Below are 20315 nucleotides of genomic sequence, written 5' to 3'. Positions count from 1 at the left end.
CCATATGCAAGAGGTATAAACCAGATAGACTGGATACTTTTAGCGGCATAATAGATCAGCCCCGAAACACTATTAATACTTTCTGCATTTAAGACTGATGTCATCAGTGTTGTGAACCACAAAAAACAAAGCCCCGGTCGAAACCGGGGCCACTGTGGTGTGAGAAGCAACTGATTATAAGAGCGTTGACTCTATAAATCAGAACTTGAAGGTGGTCTTCAGCAGGCCGCCGAACACAGTGTCGGTGGCGTTGCGAGCACCGGTGCGGGTGTTTTTCTTGCCAGCCATACCATCGTAGTTGTTGATGTAGTAGAGAGCCGGGGTCACCGTGATGTTGTCGGTCACCTGGAACTTGTACCACCACTCCCACATGTAGTTGGAGTCCAACGGGGTGTTCACACCGTTAGCGGTAGCAAACTCGGTGCTCTTACCCTTGTTAGTGATGAACGGAGCCTGGCCAACGGCCATGCCAAGGTCATTACCCTTCACGAAGGTGTCGGGCCACTGCAGACCGACATACCAGGACTGAGCCTTAGCCCAGGTATTGGTGTAGAGGGGGCCATTCTGGATGGAGCTGGTACCCCAACCGGTGCTGACCGAGGGGATCCAACCGGTGCTCTCGGGAACCCAGTAGCCGCTCAGACCAAAGCTGTTGGTGGTGCCAGTGCCGCCGTAAACCAAGGCCAGAGGGGTGCCGATAGGCAAAGCCATGTTCTGGCTGTAGGCATAGGCAGCTGCAAAGCCCCAGGCACTACCGCCAACCACGGGGAACTTGCCGCCGGTGTAACCCAGCTGAGTCACCGAGGTGCTCGAGGAAGCTTCGGTTCCGATGCCACCGTTGCCAGCAGTCCCGAGGGTGGGGTTGCCGCTACCACCGTTGGCGGAGACGTAGTTGGTGGACAGGGTCCAACCATCAGCGCCAAGCACGTCGTTGTAGACGATACCGGCACCAGCACCGAGGCCATAGCTGGTGTTGTATGCGCCAGGGGCACCGGCGTAGGTGAAGACGTCGAGGACGCTGTCAGCGGGGTAGACGCTGGGCCACATGCCGAGCATGCCGGCGTCGTCCATGCGGACGCGAGCACCAACGTTGACGCTGAAGCTATCGCCAAGGGGGAAGTTGTAGAAGAGGCGGTTGACCTCGACCACGTTGTTCTGGGTGGGGGCGTTGGTCGCCACCTCCAGGAAGGTCAGGCCATAGCCGTAAGGGCTGGCGTGGGTGTGATCACCGTGACCGTCAGCACCGAAGAAGTTGTCGGCGCGCAGGGTGGTGCGCAGCAGGTCCTTGCCGGTGAAGCTGGTGTCGAAGTTCAGGCGAACGTCGTAGTTGAAGACGGTCGCGCCGTAATTCGCGCGGTTGTAGTTGTTGTTGAAGGGCAGAGCCGAGTTCTGGGTGCTGGTGCCAGAGAAGGCGTTAGCGCCGAGAACGAAGGTGGCCTGACCACGCAGCTTGGTGGTGGTGGAGAACTGGGTGGCTTCCAGTTCGCCCACGCGGGCCTCGAGGCCGTCCACGCGGCCGCGGAGCACAGCCAGCTCACGCTCGAATTCCTTCATCAGGCGCTTGAGCTCGTCGGTCACCTCAGTGATCCGGTCGAGGCAAGCGTTCAGCAGTGCGGCCGCTTCATAGCGGGTCATCGCACGGTTGCCGCGGTAGGTGCCGTTGGGGTAGCCAGCGACGCAGCCGTAGCGCTCGATCAGGTTGCTCAGTGCCTGATAAGCCCAGTCGGTGGGCTGCACGTCGGAGAACTGGGTGATCGAAGTCACCTGCTCTTCGGTGCCGTACTGGCTCAGGCCAGCGATGTTGACATCAGCGGCGTTTGCAGCAACAGGAGCCAGAAGGCCCAGAGCTGCAGGCGCCAGAAGAAGCTTCTGGAACAGTTTCATTGGTCCTCACACCAAACGAGGAATACGACCACAAGTGATCGTTAATACAAAATGACCCCGAAAGCGATTGGTGCGAACACCCTCTGTGCCAGCCAGCTCACCGCTAAGTAGCCAGCGGCACTCCATTCCTCATACAGACAGCCCGGATATGTCCAGCAGATATTTCCCAGCCCCTATTCGGTACTGACCTCGTCTTGAATCACCCCTATCCCCCGTTCTCGTTGTTGAGCTGAGGAGGGGCGGGGTGGCCAACCAAGGGCCAACAGTGGTCTTTTTAGTGAGCTGGACATAGAAGCCCCTGGATCCCAGCAAGGAAAGCGTGTGGGCGCTGACTGCCCCTATTTGAATCTGGGATTGGCTCCACAAACACAGCAAGGGCTAAACGATTCTCAATAGCAAGAGTTTATTGAGAATGAGCCATATCTTGCGGCTGGTGAATCTGTGTTGAAGAAATCGAGCAGTGGCTTGACCGATTAGCTGCGCTGATCAAGTTGTTGGTGCAAGTTGTGGGTGCAAAACGCTTATTAAGAACGCTGAGAACCCCGTTGCAGCAAAGGGGTGAACCGCTGTGCCGTTCTGCCCCAGATTCCGACCTGGATAAACCAGAAGGGGAGTCAAAGCGAAGATTCGTTTCCGGCTACGAGGCCGGTCTACGGCACTGTCGCGACAGACGCCCCAAGTCGAAAAGGGAGTCAGATCAGAAAACTGTAAAAGGCAGTGACCAACACAGCAGTCCTCCGAAATCTTAGGCCCACTAGGCAGCCACTGTCTCCTCCGGCAAGGGCCAAATCGCCCGGATCTGCTGCAGACGTTCCATCGCTTCCTGGCGGCGTTGTTGCGCTTCGCTGGACCGCAGCAAGACGGTCAAATGGCCCAACTTCCGTCCGAGGGAGGACCCCCTTTTGCCATACCAGTGAAGGTGGGCATCGTCCAGGGACGCCAAAGCGTGACGCTGACGGCCATAGTCCGCCTCGGGGTCATCAGCGGAACGCCGCTCAAAGCCCAAGAGATTGACCATCAAGGCACCAGGAACCTGCAAGGACGGTTCTGGTACGGCCTGACCGCTCACGCTGAGCAGTTGCAGGTCGAACTGGCTGCAGCTGCTGGCCTCGATCGAATAGTGACCGGAGTTGTGGGTCCGAGGGGCCAGCTCGTTGATGAGCAATCCTTGGCGCCCATAGAAAAACTCCAGTGAGAGCACCCCGACGTAGTCCAGGGAGGTCAGGAGGGATGCGGCGATGTTGCGGGCGGCCTGCTGCAAGGCATGGCTGGCTTCCACAGGGGCCAGCACCCAATCACAGACCTGCTGATGCTGGTGGGTTTGAACCAACGGCAGACAGACCACCTCACCGAAGCGATCGCGAGCGGCCACCAGGGCGAGTTCCTGCTCGAACGCGACAAACTCCTCAACGATCCAGTTTTCGGGATCAACCCGAGCGATTAAGGCCGCCAAGTCATCGAGACCCTGAAGGATCGCGGTGCCCTTGCCGTCGTAACCGCCGGTCGCTGCCTTGGCCATCAAGGGAAAGCTGAATCCCTCGGGGCACACCGCTTGGCTCCGGGGCGGCGCGGACGTAACAGGTGTTGACTTTGGCGGGCAGGCCGCGGTGAGCGGAAACCAACGCGGCGAAGGCAAATTCAACCGCCGCAGTAGCTCCCGCTGGTTGCGCTTGCAAACCAGGGGTTGCAGAGCACTCAAGCTGGGGACGAACTGGACCCCTTGGGCCTCCAGTGGCGCCAGGCCCTCCAGATCAATCCACTCGTTCTCAAAGCTGATGGCCGAGCAGCGTGTCGCCAGCTCCGCCGTGCCCGCCACATCGCGAACGGCTGCCTCCACGACCCCCGCGGCCAAGGCGGCGGCGGGGTCATCGGTGGAGGGGGTTTGAACCTGCAGGGCGATCTGCCGGCGCTGGGCAGCCTCGGCAAGCATCCAGGCCAACTGCCCGCCGCCGACGATGCCGATCGCAGGGCCCATGCGCCTTGAGCTCCAATCGTTCAATGTCGCATGCACTAGGTCAAGCCGCGATCGCCTGCAAACAGGAAGCGAACCAGTGACAACAGCAGCACGATCACGAACAGGGCCAGACCAACCGTGCAGGCGTAGCTGATCTCCAGCTCGGCGAAGGCCTGGTCGTAGACGTAATACACCAGGGTCTTCGTGCTGTTCGCGGGTCCCCCCTGGGTCATCAGATAGACCTCCTCAAACACCTTGGTGGCCGCAATCGCTGAGATCACCGCCACCAAGGTGACGTAGGGACGCAGAAGGGGCAGCGTGATGTCGAGGTGCTTACGCCAACCCTCACTGCCGTCGAGCTCCGCGGCCTCATAGAGATCGCCCGGGATCCCCTGGAGACCGGCCAGGAAGATCACCATGTAATACCCCAGGCCCTTCCAGAGGGTCACAAGCATCACGGCCGGAAGCGCCAGCAATGGGTTGGTGAGGAAGCCAATCGGCTCAAAACCAGGACCCAAGAGCGTGCCGAGCCATCCATTAATCAAGCCGTTCTCGGCGTAGAGCCAACGGAAGGCAATCGCCGCCACCACGATCGAGACCAGCACCGGGGTGTAGAAGGCGGCCCGAAACCAGTGGATCCCTGGAAGCTGACGGTTCACCAGGACCGCCAACGCGAGCGCCCCCAGCACCACCGGCGGCACCACCCCAAAGAGATAGGCCAAGGTCGTCCCCAGGACCTTGAAGAACATCGGATCCGCCAACAGGCGCCGCACGTTGGCTAGGCCAACAAAACGGAGGGGTTCAGAGACGTCCAAACCGGTCTGGGTGAAGCTCATCACCAGGGCCATCGCCGCTGGGATCAGCACCGAGAGGGAAATCAGCAGCAGCGCCGGCGCCAGAAAGGACCAGGCGGTGGCGGAGGAAGCACCGGTACGGAGGGAACGCTCAGCCATGCAGCCAGCCTTGATCGCGCCATTGTGGTGGATCTTTTCCGATCAGCCAGTCGCCCCATGCTGAGTAGCCCGGCCCAGCCAAGCAGCGATCCGCTGGAGGTGCTGCAACGGGTGTTCGGCTACGCCAGCTTCCGCGGCCCGCAAGAGGCGATCGTGCGCCATGTGCTCGGCGGCGGATCGGGGTTGGTGTTGATGCCCACCGGCGGCGGCAAATCCCTCTGCTACCAGGTACCGGCCCTCTGCACGCCTGGGCTGGCCGTGGTGGTCTCTCCGCTGATCGCCCTGATGCAGGATCAGGTGGAAGCGCTGCAGCAACTCGGTGTTGCGGCCGCCGCCCTGCATTCCGGCCTCGAGGTCGGCGCAAGCCAAACCATCTGGCGGCAGCTCGGGAACGGCGAGCTTGATCTGATCTATGTCTCGCCGGAGCGACTCTTCAGCGGTGATGTGCTGGAGCGACTGGGATCCATGCCGCTGGCCCTCTTTGCCATCGATGAGGCCCATTGCGTCTCGCAGTGGGGACATGACTTCCGGCCTGAATACCGCCAACTCGATCAGCTCGCGAAGCGCTTTCCCCAGGTGCCGCGGCTGGCCCTGACCGCGACCGCCGACCCGCGCACCCAGCTGGACATCCGCGAGCGCCTGCAGCTGCAGCAGGGCGAGGTGTTTCTGGCCAGCTTCGATCGGCCCAACATCCGCTACACGCTGCGCCACAAACAAGGCGGTCATGCGCAGCTGCTGCAGTTCCTGGCGGAGCACCGCGGCGAATCGGGGATTGTCTACGCCCGCTCCCGCAACCGTGTGGACCGCGTGGCCGCAGAACTCAAGGCCGCTGGCATCGATGCCATCGCCTACCACGCCGGAATGGACGCCGAGTCACGGCGGGAGGCCCTGCAGCGCTTCCGCCTTGGCAGCGGCGTGGTCGTGGTCGCCACGATCGCCTTTGGCATGGGGATCGACAAACCCGATGTGCGCTTTGTGGCCCACGTGGACCTGCCCAAAAGCCTCGAGGCCTACTACCAAGAAACCGGTCGGGCGGGTCGCGATGGCCTACCGGCGGTGGCCTGGATGGCCCACGGCGCAGGCGACATCCCACAGCTGCGCCGCTTCATCGATGACTCAGGAGCCAGTGAGGAGCAGAAGCGCATCGAGCGCGGGAAGCTCGAGGCCCTAATCGCCTACAGCGAAGCCAGCGGCTGCCGGCGTCAGGTGCTGCTCAGCCATTTCGGCGAGGAGCTGGCCGAGCCCTGCAACAACTGCGATGGCTGCCTTGAACCCAAGCAGCGCAGCGACTGCCGCGTCGCGGCGCAGAAAGGGCTTTCGGCTGTGTATCGGACCGGCCAACGCTTCGGAGCGGGCCACGTGGTGGACGTGCTGCTCGGCGCCAACACCGAGCGCATCCGATCGCTGGGGCACCAGCAGCTGAGTGTGTACGGGATCGGCAAGGAACTGGACCGGGGCCAGTGGCGGGCTCTGCTGCGGCAGCTGGTGAGTCTTGGGGCCCTCCATTCCCCGGAGGACGCCAAGGGGGGGCTGTGTTTCGGTCCACCCGAGCTGGTTCAGCCGCTGCTGAGGGGCGAGCGGGAGCTGAATCTGGTGCTGCCGCCGCCAGCGAAGGAGCAACGGCGCCGCAGCATCACGAGCGATGCGGCCGTGGCAGAAGATGACCCACTGCTGGCGGCCCTGAAGAGCTGGCGACGCGAGCAGGCGCGTGAGCAGGGCGTACCGCCCTATGTGGTGTTCCATGACCGGACCCTGGTGGAGTTAGCGGCGCTTCGTCCCGGATCCCTCAGCGAACTCGCAGGCGTGAGCGGCATCGGCAACGCCAAACAGGAGCGCTACGGCGCAGCACTGCTGGAGGTGCTGACGGCAACAAGCGACGGATAGCCTCTAGCGACTGCAGGGTTGTTCCATGAGCGCCACGGCCGCCGCGATCCGCACCATCGAGGTGGCGCTCAGCGCGAATCCCTATCCCGTGGTGATCGGACGCGGAGCGCTCTCGGGCCTCGGCCAGCAGATCCTGGGCCAGGGCATCAAAGCGGGCATCAAGGTCCTGATCGTGACCAATCCCGTGGTGAATCAGCACTACGGGGCCAAGGCCTTGGGCAGCCTCCAGGCAGCGGGCTTCGAGGCTGAGCTCCTCGTGATCGAGGCCGGGGAAGACCAGAAGACCCCAGACACCGTCGCGCAGATTCACGACGCAGCCTTCGCCCAAAAGTTGGAGCGGGGGTCCTTGATCGTCGCCCTCGGCGGGGGCGTGGTGGGTGACATGGCGGGCTTCGCCGCAGCGAGCTGGCTGCGGGGCATCGCCGTGGTCCAGGTGCCCACGACCCTGCTGGCCATGGTCGATGCCTCGATCGGAGGCAAAACCGGCGTGAACCACCCCGGAGGCAAGAACCTGATTGGGGCCTTCCACCAGCCCAAGCTGGTCCTGATTGATCCAGCCACCCTGGCCACCCTGCCGGAGCGGGAGTTCCGCGCTGGGATGGCCGAGGTGATCAAGTACGGCGTCATCGGTGACCCGGAGCTCTTCCGCGAACTGGAGGAAGCCGCTGAACACTTGGCGTCCATGGCGACCCTGCCTGGAGACCTGCTGAGCAGCATCCTGGAGCGCTCCGCCGCCGCCAAGGCCAAGGTCGTCGCAGCGGATGAACGGGAAGGGGGCCTGCGGGCCATCCTTAATTACGGGCACACCCTCGGCCACGTGGTCGAGGCCCTCTGCGGCTACGGCACCTATCTCCATGGCGAGGCCGTGGGGATCGGCATGGTCGCCGCTGGCGAGCTCAGCCTGGAGTTGGGTCTCTGGAATGCCGAGGACCAACGCCGGCAACGGGCCGTCATCAAAGCGGCAGGTCTGCCGATGCGCTGGCCCGAGCTCGAGCCAGAGGCGGTCCTGCGCTGCCTCCAAGGGGACAAGAAGGTGCGCGATGGCCGCGTGCGCTTCGTGCTTCCCACAGCGATCGGCACCGTGGAGATCCGCAGTGACGTGGCGCCCGAACAGGTGCTGGCAGCCCTATCTCGCTGCGCCTAGCCCAGGGGCGGATCCTGCAAGAACAGGGGCTGAGCCATGGCCTCGGCAGAACGCTGCAGGGCAATCCAACGAAAATCTCCGAGAGCCGAGGGGTCGACGTAGCGCAGCAGGGCTTCGCGGCGACCGAGTAGATCGGCCAACTCCGCCGGTGATCCCTGCTGCAGGGCGTGCAAACGCTGGGCCAGACCTAAAGCCAGCAGGGCTTCACCCTGGCGCCGCTGTCCGAGCACACGCCAGCCGCTGGCAGCGGCGGCACGTTCGACGGTCTCTAGACACAGATGTGCCGTCAGGTCCCATTGGCCTGGCTCCTGCAGGGGGTCATCACTGGCCTGCTGCTGGCGGTAGGCCATCAGGGTGCCATTGCTGCGCTGGAGGGCGTAGTAGCGCCAAGCCTCATGGGCATAGTCGATCACGAGCAACTGCCCATGGCTGAGGGAGGAGGCTGCCTGCTCAAGCCAGGGACCGACGCCCACGTGCAGCTCCGTGCACCAGCCGGCAGGACGCTGGGGCCCAGGGATCAGGGCCTCCAGCTCGAGCCGAAGCGATTCGCTGAGCGGGGGACCAGCCGCGAGTTCCAATTCAGAGGAACCCACCAGCGAGACCCCCTGCAGACGCCAGCACTGACCGTCCCAGAGCACCCGCTCAACCGCCAGGGCATCCAGCACTTCATGGGCCAGCATCACGCCGGCACGGGGCCTCTCCTTGAGCTGGGCAAAGGACTGCCAGCTGCAGCGCAGGGGCGCCTCTGCCAAGAGGGCGCGCTGACGCTCCGCCATCCCGGGGTTGGGCTCCACCAGGACCAACTCCAGACGCTCAAGGAGCTCCGGGGCCTCCCGTGCAATGGCCGAAGAAAGCTGCAAGGCGAGGTGGCCTTCCCCTGGGCCCGTCTCGATCAAGGCCATGGGGCCATGGCCTGGCTGCTGCTCGAACCACTGCAGGAGCTGAGGCAGCAAGAGCTCCGCAAAGTCAGGCCCCAGGGACGGCGAGGTAGCGAAGTCTCCCGAGGTCCCAACCTGCAGGCGTCCAGCGCCGTAGGCCCCATGGCTTGGGTCATGCAGAACCCAGTCCATGTAGGTACTGAAGGCGACCCAGCCACCGGCAGCCTGCAACCGTTCCGTCAGCCAGTCGGGTGCCGCATGCAGAGGGGACGAAGCAGAACTCACGGCGCTGCGGAGGACTCAGGGAGAATGCTGGCCACTGAAGCAGGTGCCATGACCGAGCCGCGTGCAGCCCACAGCGCCTCCGCCCTCCGCGGCTGGCTGGTGGGCCTAGCCCTCAGCCTGGCGCTGTTGCTGGGCTGGGGGGCTGCTCCGGCCTGGGCCTTTGACAATCCGGACCTGCTGCCCGATCACCCGACCCCGGTGATTGACCTGGCGAAGATCCTCACCGACAACCAGCGGGCTGCTCTGGAAGCTGAGATCAACGACTTTGAAGCCGTCAGTGGCTGGAAGCTGCGGGTCCTGACCCAGTACGACCGCACCCCAGGCCTCGCCGTGAAGGACTTCTGGGGCCTCGATGAGCGATCCCTGCTGCTCATCGCGGACGAGCGCGGCGGCAACCTGCTGAATTTCAACGTCGGCGACGCCCTCTTTGCCTTGATGCCCCGCACCTATTGGGTGGAGCTGCAGACCCGCTTTGGCAACCAGTACTACGTCCGTGACCACGGTCAGGATGCGGCTCTGCTCGACTCGCTCCATGCCGTTAAAGGGTGCCTGGAGATCGGCGGCTGCCAGGTGGTTCCTGGCCTGCCCCAAGAGCAATGGCTGCTCACCCTGGCCACCTCGATCCTTGGTGGTTTGATCGTCGGGTTTGCGGCCTACCCCCGTAAACCGGAACACACAGTGGAGTGGGCCTGGGTTCTGCTGCTCTCACCGCTCTGGGTGATCTTGTTTGGGGTCTTCGGTGTTGCGCCGATCATCACCCGCACCTCTGATCTCCTGCCCTTGCTCCGAAACGCCCTGGGCTTTGTCGGAGCGATTGCAGTTGCGTATCTGATCGCCCAGAACACGATCGGCAAGACCCGACTGAAGGAAGGCGATCAGGGCTAGAGAACCCTGATCTAGATGCCCAGGCTCTTGGGCTTGGGCCCGATCCGATCCAAAGCCTGCAGGCGACAGCGAAGGGACTCCACCGGCTCGCAAGCCGGGAGTTCCACGACAGGCACCGCGGGTTCAGCCACGGCCTTCAATTGGGCCAAGCTCCGTTCGTAGAAGGCTTTCAAGGCCGCATAACGCTTGACCGGCTGGCCGTAATAGCTGTAGCCAGCCAGGGTCGGGAAGGACGCCCACTCCGGAGCGAGCTTGGCGGCAAGTTCAGGGGTGAATTCACCCCGATCGGCCAAGGTGAGGGCACCGCGGCGCTGAATCAGAAAGATGGCGGCCTGGTCCTGAACGTGGGGTCCAAATCCGGCCAGACCCAGTTTCCGGCTGGCCATCGTCCAGGTGAAGGGCATGAATTGGTAGGCCCCGGCGGCGGCGCTGGCATAGCGACCGGAGTAGATCACCCGGTCGGGATGGCGATCTAGACCTCCCATCAGGCCACCACCGAACATCACGCGGTAGCCCAGGTCCTCCCCGCGGGCCCAAGTGCCTTCGGCAAAGCGAATGGTGTTCAACAGAGCCCGGCGCTCTGGGGTGATTGCGTAACGGAAGGGACCACCAGGGGCGATCTGACCATCGCTGGCGTCCAACTTGGCCAGGCGGGAGCGAGGCATCACAGGCGCCCGCGGAACCGGCGGGAGCGCAGGCAGCAGGCTGACCTTGCTGGCCTCGGGAGCCTGCAATTTGGACTGACCGGCATTGGCCAACACCGGCATGGGGGCCAGAACAGCTGACAAGCCCAGGCCAAGTGACGCTGCAGCCGAAAGTGAGAGAGGAGAACGCGCAGAGCTCGAAGGAGCAGTCAACTTCGAGGAGATCTGTGCGGACAAACCATAAAAAGCAGAGAACAGCGCAAGTCAAGGCTTTCCGATGGAAAGCGGCGTCGAGCGCACCAAATCAAAGAGCTGACTACAAAAACGCGAAATCAATTCGGCGTCAAAAAGACAACTAATCGATTGGATGCAATGAGATTGCCTAATTAACCGTCAATCACGCAAGTAATTCATGACAGTGCAATAACCGTCCACAAGCATCAAAAACTGCGAAGCGCGGTTCAATTCACTGTTGGATCTGAATGTGCGGTCGCAAAAAGAACAGAAATCGAAAATCTGCGTCAATCCGCACCTATTCGCCCGCCAGGGCGCTTAAGAAACGAGCTGCCTGCTCAGCCCCATCAGGGCTCAATCCAGCTCCCGAAGCGGGCATCAGGGGGAGATCCAGCTGCCAGTCCCCCTGCTCGAGTTGTCCACGGCTCAACAGTCGATGGGGGGCATGGCGCTGAAGGGCCTCCTCCAAAACCTGGGCCTCAGCAAACCCATCGCGGTGGACCAGGTGCACCCCTAATCCCATGGCCATGGCTTCACAGAAGGTGCTGTAACCGGGCTTGGTGATCACCCGGCTGCAGAGGGGCATCAACTCCAGGGGTCTGAGGTCCTCTGGAATCACGGTCACATTGACGGCCTCGCAGTGCAGCCCTGGATCACTGACCAAGAAGTGGTGCTCGGGCCAGCGCTCAAAAAGCTTGGAATCCAGCTGTAGACCCAAGCCACCGAAGCCCATCAGAACAGTCCGCTCCAGCGCCGAGGTCAGGCCCAATCGGTCACGCAATCGGCCTGGATCCAGGCGCGGCCGACCAGCGGTCAAACCGATGTCCTCGCTGGGAAGTCCCCAGTCCATCTCCATCGCGAATGGACAACGAATCACGGCCGTGCCTTGGCGGTAGTGCTCGAGGGATCGGTCGGCCCAAGCCGTAAACGCCCCAGCCATCGGCCGGTAGATGGCGTCCCAACCGAAGTTGCCCATCCACACCAGCGGTGCCTCCAAGGCCGACGCCAAGCGGGCGGCCGCCGGAGGGACATCGGCAAGCACCAGAACCGAGTCCCGTTGCTTCTGCAGCCAGGCCAGCTCCTGCTCGATCTGCTCAGGCATCTGCTGCTCAACGGCCTCCAGCGCCGCCAAGGTCGCGTCGGGATCAGCCCCCAGAGCATCGGCCTGCATCACCCCCACATCCCAGCGCAGCGGACGCTGCTCAAAAGGGATCTCGGCGAACGCCAGCGCCAAGAACTTCGCGGGCAAGGGCGTGGAGAGCACGATGCGCCAGCTCGGCTCCTGGCGGTGCACGGCGCTCAAGACAGAGGCCACCCGCGAACCATGGCCGAATCCATGGCCACTGATGCAGACGTACAGCAGCATGGTCAGGCCGTCTCAGCGCGAAAGAGGGTCTGGCGATAGGGGAGCGCACCCCCGCTGCTGAACCAGCGATGGGAGACCTCCTTGAGGACACCGTCCTGGAACTCCACCCAGCTGAAATGCCGGAGGGGACGGCCCTGGGCGTCCTCCCCGTGGCGAGGAACAAAGGCCGTATTGAGATAGGTCGTTCCGGCACGGTCCCTGCAGAAGCTCTGCCGCTCCCCCTGCCCGCGTTTGAGTCGGTGATGCATGTGGCCGAACACCACAAGTGGGACGGGACGACTCCGGCGAATGCGGTCGATCGCTAAGGCCAAATCCTGATCGCCCCAATCGCAGGCGGGATGCTTCCAATCACGGCCGCAGGGATCGGCCGCCTCGCTCCCCAAGCCACTCGGTCCGGAATGGCCTAGGAGCACCAGAGGCAAGCTTGGATCTGCGCGCAGGGCCGCCGTACTGATCCGCTCGGCTGACTCCTCCAAACTCACCGGACCAAAGACGGCCTCAGCCGCACGGTTGAGGTAGTGACCGCCGCCAGCGCTGGCAGGGCGGGCACCCACAACGGCTAATCCCGGTGGGCGCAATTCCCGGAGGCTCCAGCCGCAATGGAGATCACCCAAAAGATTCAGCTGGCGCTGCAGGGTGCGACCGCTGGCATCACGACCGGTGTCGTGGTTGCCAAGGATGCAGGCCAAAGGAAGGGGCAGCCGCGTCAGCCGCTTTGGGATGAGCTGCTGACCGTCACTCAGGTCGCCAACCACCAGGAGGGCGTCTGGTGCCAGCTGGGACAAGACCTCCTCGTCCAGGCCATCCCACTGGCCATGCAGATCTCCAGCGATGGCGATGCGGAGGGTGGCCAAGCGGTGCCTAGGCTTCCGCCATCCTGCACCACTTGGGTCCGGAGCCTTGGTTTTCGCGGCAGCCCAGCACAGCTCATCCGGTTGCCCTCCCCACCGGGACCTGCCGGAGGCCATTGCCGCATTGAAACGGCAGCGGAATGCCGTGATCTTGGCCCACTACTACCAAGAACCTGAGATTCAAGACATCGCTGATTTCATCGGCGATTCGCTGGAGCTCTCCCGCAAGGCGGCGGCCACTGACGCCGACGTGATCGTCTTTTGCGGGGTGCACTTCATGGCCGAAGTGGCCAAGATTCTCAGTCCAGACAAGACCGTATTGCTGCCGGACCTGGATGCGGGTTGCACCCTGGCTGATGCCTGTCCCGCCGATGGGTTCGCCCAGTTTCGAGCCGATCACCCCGACCACCTGGTGGTCAGCTACATCAACTGCTCAGCGGCGGTGAAAGCCCAGAGCGACCTGATCTGCACCAGCAGCAACGCCGTTGATCTGGTCAAGCAGTTGCCAGCCAATCGACCGATCTTGTTTGCACCGGATCAAAACCTGGGGCGCTGGGTGCAAAGCCAAAGCGGGCGGGAACTCACCCTCTGGCCCGGCAGTTGCATCGTCCATGAGACCTTCAGTGAGCAGGCCCTGCTGCAGCTGAAACTCGATCACCCCAGTGCCGAAGTGCTGGCCCATCCGGAGTGCCAGCAGCACCTGCTCGATCACGCCGATTTCATTGGCTCAACCAGCGCCCTGCTGCGGCGTTCCGAAGCCAGTGAGGCACAGACGTTCATCGTCCTGACCGAGCCAGGGATCCTGCACCAGATGCGTAAGGCGGTCCCCGAGAAGCAGTTCTTCGAGGTACCGGGTGCCGATGGCTGCAGCTGCAACGCCTGCCCCTACATGCGTCTGAACACCCTCGAGAAGCTCTGGCAGTGCCTGACGGAGATGGCCCCCGCCATCGAAATGGACGAGACCATGCGCCTGCGGGCCCTTGCTCCGATCCAAAAGATGCTGGAGATGAGCCGCTAAGTCAGGGCTCAGTAGCTGTAGTTCGCAACAAACAGACTGCTGTCATCCGACGGTTCAGAACCGGGGATGTAGGCGCCCAAGCTGGCGGCACCATTCGCCCGGGCCCGGGCCAGAAGCGCCGCTTGCCCCGCCTTGAGGTCCCGGCCAGCCCAATGCTTGAGACACGAATGTTGCAGGGCCCGGCCGTAGGAGAAGCCGAGATGCCAGGGAGCAGCTGACGGCCCGGCCACTTGATTGATTGCGTTCAAACAGAGGCTCGCGTCTTCTTCACTGAGTCCCCCACTCAGGAAGAGGATCGCGGGAACCGCCGAGGGGACCGTGCGCATCAAGGTGCGCACAGTGAATTCCCCCACCTCCTCAGCACTGGGCTGCTGCGGGCAGGTCGCCCCCGCGCAGGTCATCGAAGGCTTCAAGAGGCTGCCCTCAAGAAACACCCCATTGACAGCCAGAGCCTCATAGGTGGTGCGCAGCACCCATTCCTGAACAGCGGCGGTGGTGGTGACGTCGTGGTCGCCATCCATCAGGATTTCCGGCTCGACGATCGGCACCAACCCCTGCTCTTGAACGGTCCGGGCATAACGGGCCAGTCCCCAGGCGTTCTCACGGACCGAGAGCTCAGACGGCGAGCCGTTGGAGCTGATCTGCAGCACCGCGCGCCACTTGGCAAAGCGTGCCCCCCGTTCGTAGTAACGAGCAGCCCGCTCTGCAAGACCCTTCAAACCCGTGCAGCAGGTCTCACCGCTCAAACCGCCGGCCAAGGGCTCCACCCCCTGATCCACCTTGATCCCGGGGACAATCCCTTGGGCCTTGAACAAGTCGACGAGCGGCGCCCCTCCGGCCTCGGTGGTGCTGTTTTGAAAGAGGGTTTCCTCAAACAGGATCACACCGGAGATGTGGTCGCTAAGGCCCTCGCTGGTGGCCAGAAGAGTGCGGTAGGCACGCCGATTCTCTTCGTTGTTCTCCAGGCCAATCGCATCGAAGCGCTTGCCGATGGTGCCGGTGGATTCGTCCGCAGCCAACAGGCCTGTCCCGGGGGCGGCCAAGGCCGCAGCAGTGCTCGCCAATTCATCGCGGAACGCTTGCAATGCCATCGAATCCGCAGAGGGGGTCTACCCCTTAGCTAGCGCGAAAACGCACTCCTGGAAGGTGAGTGGTCATGATTCAGGCCGATCACGCCGCCCAGCGCCCATGCCACTCGCCCCAGGCGGCCTGCTGCAGCTCACCCCAGAGGGGCTGTACTGCGCGGCGGCTGGTGCCTGGATTGATCCCTGGCGGCCAGTCCCCAGGGCCCTGATTACCCATGCCCATGCGGACCATGCCCGTCCCGGATGTGGGGAGTACTGGGCCGTGGCCTCCAGTGAGGGAATCCTGCGGGAGCGGCTCGGAGCAGAGATCAACCTGCTGCCGGTGGGCTACGGCGACCTGAACCGCATTGGCGAGGCCAGGGTCTCCTTTCACTCCGCCGGTCACGTGCTGGGATCGGCCCAGATCCGCCTGGAGGCCGCCGGGGAGAGTTGGCTGGTCAGCGGTGACTACAAGCGCTGCCATGACCCCAGCTGCGCACCGTTTGAAACGGTGCAGGCCGACGTCTTCATCAGCGAAGCGACCTTCGGCTTGCCGATCTACCGCTGGGAGAGTGGGGCGGAGGTGGCCCGTCAAATCCTGGCCTGGTGGCGAGCTGCGCCAGACAAGCCATCGGTGCTTTTCTCCTATGCCTTTGGCAAGGCGCAGCGGGTCCTGGCGGAGCTGCATCAACTCGGAATCGAGGACACAGTGCTGCTGCACGGCGCCGTCGATCGACTAATGGGGCCCTATCGCGAAGCGGGGATCGCCATGCCCCCCACGATGCCTCTCTCCGCGTTACCCAAGGATGAGTCGCTGGCGGGTCGCCTGGTGATTGCGCCTCCCGCGGCCCATCGCAGCCGAGGGATGAGCCGACTGGCGAAGGCACAAAACGGCTTTGTGAGCGGCTGGATGGCGGTGCGGGGAGCCCGCCGCCGGCGCGGTTACGGCCGCGGTTTCGTCATGAGCGATCACGCCGATTGGACGGGGTTGCTTCGAACCGTGCGGGAGAGCCAAGCCCAGCAGGTGTACGTGACCCATGGCCAAAGCGCCGTGCTCTCCAGATATCTGAAGGAGGAGGAGGGCATCAACGCTGAACCCCTCGAGGGGGCCTTTGAAGCCGAACGGTTCGATGAGGAGGAGGCGCCATGAAGGCCTTCTCCCAGCTCTTTGCCGAACTCGATGGCACCAGCAGCACCACGGCCAAGTTGGAGGCGCTCGAGGCCTACTTCCGCAGCGCGCCCCCTGCCGATGCCGCCTGGGCCCTGGCCCTACTGCTGGGAAAACGCCGCAAACGCCTGATCAGTGGTCGGCGCTTGCGGGAGATCTGTCTCAACGCCCTCTCGCTTCCCGACTGGTTGTTTGAAGCCTGCAGCAACCAGGTGGGGGATTCCGCTGAGACGGTCTCGCTTCTGTGGAGTCAGCAGCAGTCAGACCCGGTGGAGCGAAGCCCAGAGCGAAGCCTGAGTGACTGGATGGTGCAGGTCTTGCCTGAACTCGCAGCAGCCGAGGGGGAGCAGCAGGAGGCCGCGGTGATTCGCTGCTGGCAGAGCCTGCCTAACGCAGAGCTCTTGCTGATCAACAAGTTGCTGAGCGGCGGCTTTCGCGTCGGGGTGTCCACGGGACTGGTGACCCGGGGCGTGGCACGGAGCGCCGATCTCGATGAAGCCTTAATTGCCCATCGCTTGATGGGTGGCTTTGCTCCATCCGCTGAGACCTTTGCAGCTCTGACAGCAACGGCCACTGATGGCGATGCGCTGGCGGCCCGTCCTTTTCCGTTTTTTCTCGCCAGCCCGATCGAGCTCGAACAGATCCAGCAGACACCAGCTGATCACTGGCAAGTGGAGTGGAAATGGGATGGGATCCGCGGTCAGCTGATTCACCGCAGTGGTGGCTGCAGCCTCTGGAGCCGCGGAGAGGACCTCATCAATGAGGCCTTCCCAGAGCTGATCAGCCTCGCTGAGTCGCTGCCGCAGGGGACGGTGCTCGATGGGGAAGTCCTGATCTGGCAGGAGAACGCCGAAACCCCTGAGACGTTTGCCACCCTGCAGCGGCGGCTCGGGCGCAAGGCCCCCAGCCGAGCGCTGCAAAAGCAGTGTCCAGCAGCCTTCATGGCCTATGACCTCTTGGAGGTGGAGGGAAGCGATCGACGCCAGATTCCCCTGCAGGAGCGCCGTCGCCAGTTGGAAGTACTCGTCAAGGACTGGAGCGAAGCCGACAGCGAGGGGGCCTCACGTCTACGCCTCTCCGAGACACCAGTCCTGACGGCTTGGAGTGAACTCGAGGGCCTGCGGGAGCAAGCGCGGGAGAAGGGAGCCGAAGGCTTGATGCTCAAGGCCAAGCAGTCCCCCTATTTGGTGGGCCGCAAACGGGGCCATTGGTGGAAACACAAGCTCGAGCCCTTTCACCTCGATGCGGTCCTGCTCTACGCCCAGTCCGGTAGCGGTCGCCGGGCCAACCTCTACACCGACTACAGCTTTGGGCTCTGGAACGACGACGGCGAGTTGGTGACCTTCGCCAAGGCCTACTCCGGACTCGACGATGGGGAAATTCGCCAGTTGGACCGCTGGATCAGGGCCCACACCACTGACCGGTTTGGTCCAGTGCGCGCCGTGGAGCCGACGCTGGTGTTCGAAGTGGCCTTTGAAGGCCTCCAGCCTTCCAAACGACACAAGTGCGGCCTGGCGGTTCGCTTCCCGCGGATCAGCCGCTGGCGGCAGGACAAACCCGCCGCAGAAGCCGACAGCGTCGCCACGGCCCTGGCCCTGATGGAGGGGCGATGAGCGCAACGCTGCAGCCGATTCAGGACTGGTTTCGCGGCCAAGGCTGGACGCCGATGGCCTTTCAAGAGGAGGTCTGGCGGGCCTACCTGGAGGGGCAAAGCGGACTGCTGCAGGTGCCCACTGGCTCAGGCAAGACCTACGCAGCCGTGATGGGTCCCATGGCCGAGATGCTCGAGCGAGGAGGGAAGGGGCTGCGGTTGCTCGTGATCACGCCCCTGCGCGCGCTGTCACGGGACTTGGCCCTGGCGATCGAGCAACCGATCGAGGCGATGGGCTGGCCGCTGCGGGTGGGGATTCGCAATGGCGACACCAGCACCTACGAACGCAGTAAGCAGCTGCGCACCCCCCCTGAAATCCTGATTACTACGCCGGAATCCCTAAGCGTCCTGCTGGCCAACCCGAAGGCACCACTTCTCTTTGAGGGGCTGCAGGCGGTGGTGGTTGACGAGTGGCACGAGCTCATGGGCAGCAAACGGGGGAGCCAGTGCGAGCTCTGCCTGAGCTGGCTCAGGCGCCACCGGCCCAGCCTGCGCACCTGGGCGATCAGCGCAACGATCGGCAACCTGGAGGAGGCGGCACGGGCGGCCCTTGGCGCAGAAGCGGCCAAGCCCCTGATCGTGACGGCACCGCTCCAACGGGAGACGGCCATCCGCAGCCTGTTGCCTGAGCAGATCGATGGGTTCCCTTGGGGAGGGCACCTCGGACTGCGGATGTACGAGGAATTGATTGCCGGGCTGGATCCGGCCATCAGCACCCTGCTGTTCACCAACACCCGCAACCAGGCGGAGCGCTGGCATCAATGTCTGCGCTTTGCCTGCCCGGAGATGGAGGACGCCCTGGCACTCCACCACAGCGCCATCGATCGAACGGAGCGCGAGGCGATCGAGGCGGCGGTCAAGGCCGGTGGTCTGCGTTGGGTGGTCTGCACCAGCTCCCTGGACCTCGGCGTGGACTTCCAGCCGGTGGAACGGGTCGTGCAAATCGGCAGTGCCAAGAATCTGGCCCGCTTACTGCAGCGAGCTGGCCGCAGCGCCCACTGCCCAGGGGGCACCTCTCAGGTGCTGTTCATGCCCACCAATGCCCTGGAGTTACTCGAGGTCTCGGCCATGCGGCGGGGACTGGCCGATGGCTTGGTGGAGCACCGCAAACCACCGGAGCTCCCCCTCGATGTCCTGCTTCAGCACCTGGTCACCCTGGCCTGCGGCCCGGGGTTTGCACCGTCCCAGGAGCTGGAGACGGTCCGCACGAGCTGGAGCTTTCGCCGCCTCAGCGAGAGCCAGTGGCAGTGGTGCCTGGACTTTCTTGAGCACGGGGGCCAATGCCTTGGGGCCTACCCCCGCTATCGCAAGTTGGTGCGCTGTCAGCCCGGCAGTGACGAGCCAGCCGAAGGCGCTAAGCCCTATCGCTACCGGGTGCTGGACAAGACCATTGCGCGGCACCATCGCTTCAACATCGGCACGATCACCGCGGACCGCTCCGTCACGGTGCGCTTTGTGCGCGGAGCCGTTATCGGCCATGTGGAGGAGGCCTTCATCGGACGGCTGAAGCCAGGGGATGTCTTTTTCTTTGCCGGCCGTCAGTTGGAGTTCGTGCGGCTGCGGGAGATGACAGCCCAGGTCAAAGCCACCAGCCGCAAGAGCTCGACTGTTCCGGCCTGGGCCGGGGGACAGATGGCTCTCTCCGATCTGCTCAGCCAACACCTACGCGACGAGGTCGATCGCTGCGCCCAAGGCCTCAGCGATGAGGGGGAGCTGGACACACCGGAATTGCGGGCACTCCAACCGTTGCTACAGCGCCAAGCCGACCTCTCCCGTATCCCCAGGCGTGAGCAGATCCTGCTGGAGGTCTGCTCCAGCCGCGAAGGAAATCACCTGTTCGTCTTTCCCTTTGAAGGGCGGTTTGTTCATGAAGGCATCGGGTTCCTCTGGGCCTGGCGCTTGGCGCGCTACCGGCCCAGCACGATCACGGTCTCGATCAACGACTACGGCTTTGAACTCCTGGCCCCCAAGCGCTACCCCTTTGATGAATTGATTGAGCTCCATGGCGATGAGCTCCTCGACGTGGAGAACCTCGATGACGACCTCGAGCAGGCCCTGAACTTTTCAGAACTCTGCCGCCGTCGCTTTCGCTCGATCGCCCAGGTCAGCGGCTTGGTCACCCAGGCCATGCCCGGGCAGAACAAAACCGGCGGCCAATTGCAGATCAGTGCTGCCCTGCTCTTTGACGTGTTCCAAAAGCACGAACCCAATCACCTACTGCTCGAGCAGGCACGACAGGAAGTGCTCGAGGAACAACTGGAAACCCAACGTCTGCGCGCGGCCCTGGGGCGCATGGCTTCCAGTGAATGGCTGATGGAGCGCACCCAACGTCCCGGTCCTCTGGCCTTCCCGTTACTCGTAGAGAGGCTCAACAACCGACTGAGCAATGAGTCCGTTCTCGATCGCGTGCAGCGATTGATTGCCGAAGCCACCAAAGCCGAACGCTGAAGGC

Annotated in this window: 15 protein-coding genes and 1 other RNA gene; 7 read left to right on the top strand and 9 right to left on the bottom strand. The window is 63.4% G+C overall.

Going from position 1 to position 20315, the window contains the following annotated elements:
• Window positions 1–198: 198 nt before the first annotated feature.
• From ACLM42_RS04405 to ACLM42_RS04390, 4 genes are all read right to left on the bottom strand, one after another.
• Window positions 199–1884: an iron uptake porin gene (locus ACLM42_RS04405; protein WP_415399868.1), complete on the bottom strand. Its 1686-nt coding sequence runs from the start codon at window positions 1882–1884 to the stop codon at window positions 199–201.
• 556 nt (window positions 1885–2440) lie between these two features.
• Window positions 2441–2623, bottom strand: a non-coding RNA gene (gene ssrS / locus ACLM42_RS04400) — 6S RNA.
• A gap of 15 nt (window positions 2624–2638) precedes the next feature.
• Complete coding sequence (locus tag ACLM42_RS04395; RefSeq protein ID WP_415399867.1) at window positions 2639–3859, bottom strand: 5-(carboxyamino)imidazole ribonucleotide synthase; 1221 nt, start codon at window positions 3857–3859, stop codon at window positions 2639–2641.
• Window positions 3860–3894: 35 nt separating this feature from the next.
• Complete coding sequence (locus tag ACLM42_RS04390) at window positions 3895–4791, bottom strand: carbohydrate ABC transporter permease (RefSeq protein ID WP_247911116.1); 897 nt, start codon at window positions 4789–4791, stop codon at window positions 3895–3897.
• A 57-nt stretch (window positions 4792–4848) separates the two neighbouring features.
• Here ACLM42_RS04390 and recQ point away from each other — a divergent pair, with 57 nt between their 5' ends.
• Both recQ and aroB read left to right on the top strand, forming a co-directional pair.
• The gene (gene recQ, locus ACLM42_RS04385) at window positions 4849–6675 is read left to right on the top strand and encodes a DNA helicase RecQ (RefSeq protein WP_415399866.1); all 1827 of its coding nucleotides are present in this window, start codon (window positions 4849–4851) and stop codon (window positions 6673–6675) included.
• 25 nt (window positions 6676–6700) lie between these two features.
• Complete coding sequence (aroB, locus tag ACLM42_RS04380) at window positions 6701–7819, top strand: 3-dehydroquinate synthase (RefSeq protein ID WP_247911118.1); 1119 nt, start codon at window positions 6701–6703, stop codon at window positions 7817–7819.
• Here the strand turns inward: aroB and ACLM42_RS04375 are convergent.
• On the bottom strand, window positions 7816–8982 hold the full coding sequence (locus tag ACLM42_RS04375) for a class I SAM-dependent methyltransferase (RefSeq protein ID WP_415399865.1): 1167 nt from the start codon (window positions 8980–8982) through the stop codon (window positions 7816–7818). The genes aroB and ACLM42_RS04375 overlap by 4 nt on opposite strands.
• Before the next feature lie 48 nt (window positions 8983–9030).
• Here ACLM42_RS04375 and ACLM42_RS04370 point away from each other — a divergent pair, with 48 nt between their 5' ends.
• Window positions 9031–9867 (top strand): TPM domain-containing protein, encoded by an 837-nt coding sequence (locus ACLM42_RS04370; protein ID WP_247911120.1) that lies wholly within the window; start codon window positions 9031–9033, stop codon window positions 9865–9867.
• Window positions 9868–9878: 11 nt separating this feature from the next.
• On the opposite strand, the gene ACLM42_RS04365 is transcribed toward ACLM42_RS04370, so the two are convergent.
• The 3 genes from ACLM42_RS04365 to ACLM42_RS04355 form a co-directional block, all read right to left on the bottom strand.
• Window positions 9879–10634 carry an endolysin gene (locus ACLM42_RS04365; protein WP_415400123.1) on the bottom strand — a complete coding sequence of 252 codons (756 nt, stop codon included), beginning with the start codon at window positions 10632–10634 and terminating at the stop codon, window positions 9879–9881.
• Between the two features lie 409 nt (window positions 10635–11043).
• On the bottom strand, window positions 11044–12111 hold the full coding sequence (locus tag ACLM42_RS04360; RefSeq protein ID WP_415399864.1) for a hypothetical protein: 1068 nt from the start codon (window positions 12109–12111) through the stop codon (window positions 11044–11046).
• Window positions 12112–12113: 2 nt separating this feature from the next.
• Window positions 12114–12965, bottom strand: coding sequence for a TIGR04168 family protein (locus ACLM42_RS04355; RefSeq protein WP_247911123.1), 852 nt, complete (start codon window positions 12963–12965; stop codon window positions 12114–12116).
• Between the two features lie 46 nt (window positions 12966–13011).
• On the opposite strand from ACLM42_RS04355, the gene nadA reads away from it, so the two are divergent.
• Window positions 13012–13980 (top strand): quinolinate synthase NadA, encoded by a 969-nt coding sequence (gene nadA / locus ACLM42_RS04350; protein WP_415399863.1) that lies wholly within the window; start codon window positions 13012–13014, stop codon window positions 13978–13980.
• Window positions 13981–13988: 8 nt separating this feature from the next.
• Here nadA and ACLM42_RS04345 read toward each other — a convergent pair whose 3' ends face one another.
• Window positions 13989–15071, bottom strand: coding sequence for a class I fructose-bisphosphate aldolase (locus tag ACLM42_RS04345; RefSeq protein WP_415399862.1), 1083 nt, complete (start codon window positions 15069–15071; stop codon window positions 13989–13991).
• A 97-nt stretch (window positions 15072–15168) separates the two neighbouring features.
• On the opposite strand from ACLM42_RS04345, the gene ACLM42_RS04340 reads away from it, so the two are divergent.
• From ACLM42_RS04340 to ACLM42_RS04330, 3 genes are read left to right on the top strand one after another with little or no spacing between them, the layout of a single operon-like run.
• Window positions 15169–16194: a ligase-associated DNA damage response exonuclease gene (locus tag ACLM42_RS04340; RefSeq protein WP_415399861.1), complete on the top strand. Its 1026-nt coding sequence runs from the start codon at window positions 15169–15171 to the stop codon at window positions 16192–16194.
• Window positions 16191–17825: an ATP-dependent DNA ligase gene (locus ACLM42_RS04335; protein WP_415399860.1), complete on the top strand. Its 1635-nt coding sequence runs from the start codon at window positions 16191–16193 to the stop codon at window positions 17823–17825. Before ACLM42_RS04340 ends, ACLM42_RS04335 begins: the two co-directional genes overlap by 4 nt.
• Window positions 17822–20311: a ligase-associated DNA damage response DEXH box helicase gene (locus ACLM42_RS04330; RefSeq protein ID WP_415399859.1), complete on the top strand. Its 2490-nt coding sequence runs from the start codon at window positions 17822–17824 to the stop codon at window positions 20309–20311. Before ACLM42_RS04335 ends, ACLM42_RS04330 begins: the two co-directional genes overlap by 4 nt.
• The last annotated feature ends 4 nt before the right edge of the window (window positions 20312–20315 follow it).

It is taken from the genome of Synechococcus sp. W4D4, from assembly GCF_047716805.1.
GTDB lineage: Bacteria > Cyanobacteriota > Cyanobacteriia > PCC-6307 > Cyanobiaceae > Vulcanococcus.
Note: the sequence above shows the minus strand (reverse complement) of the source record. Positions and strands in the feature narration are given on the sequence as shown.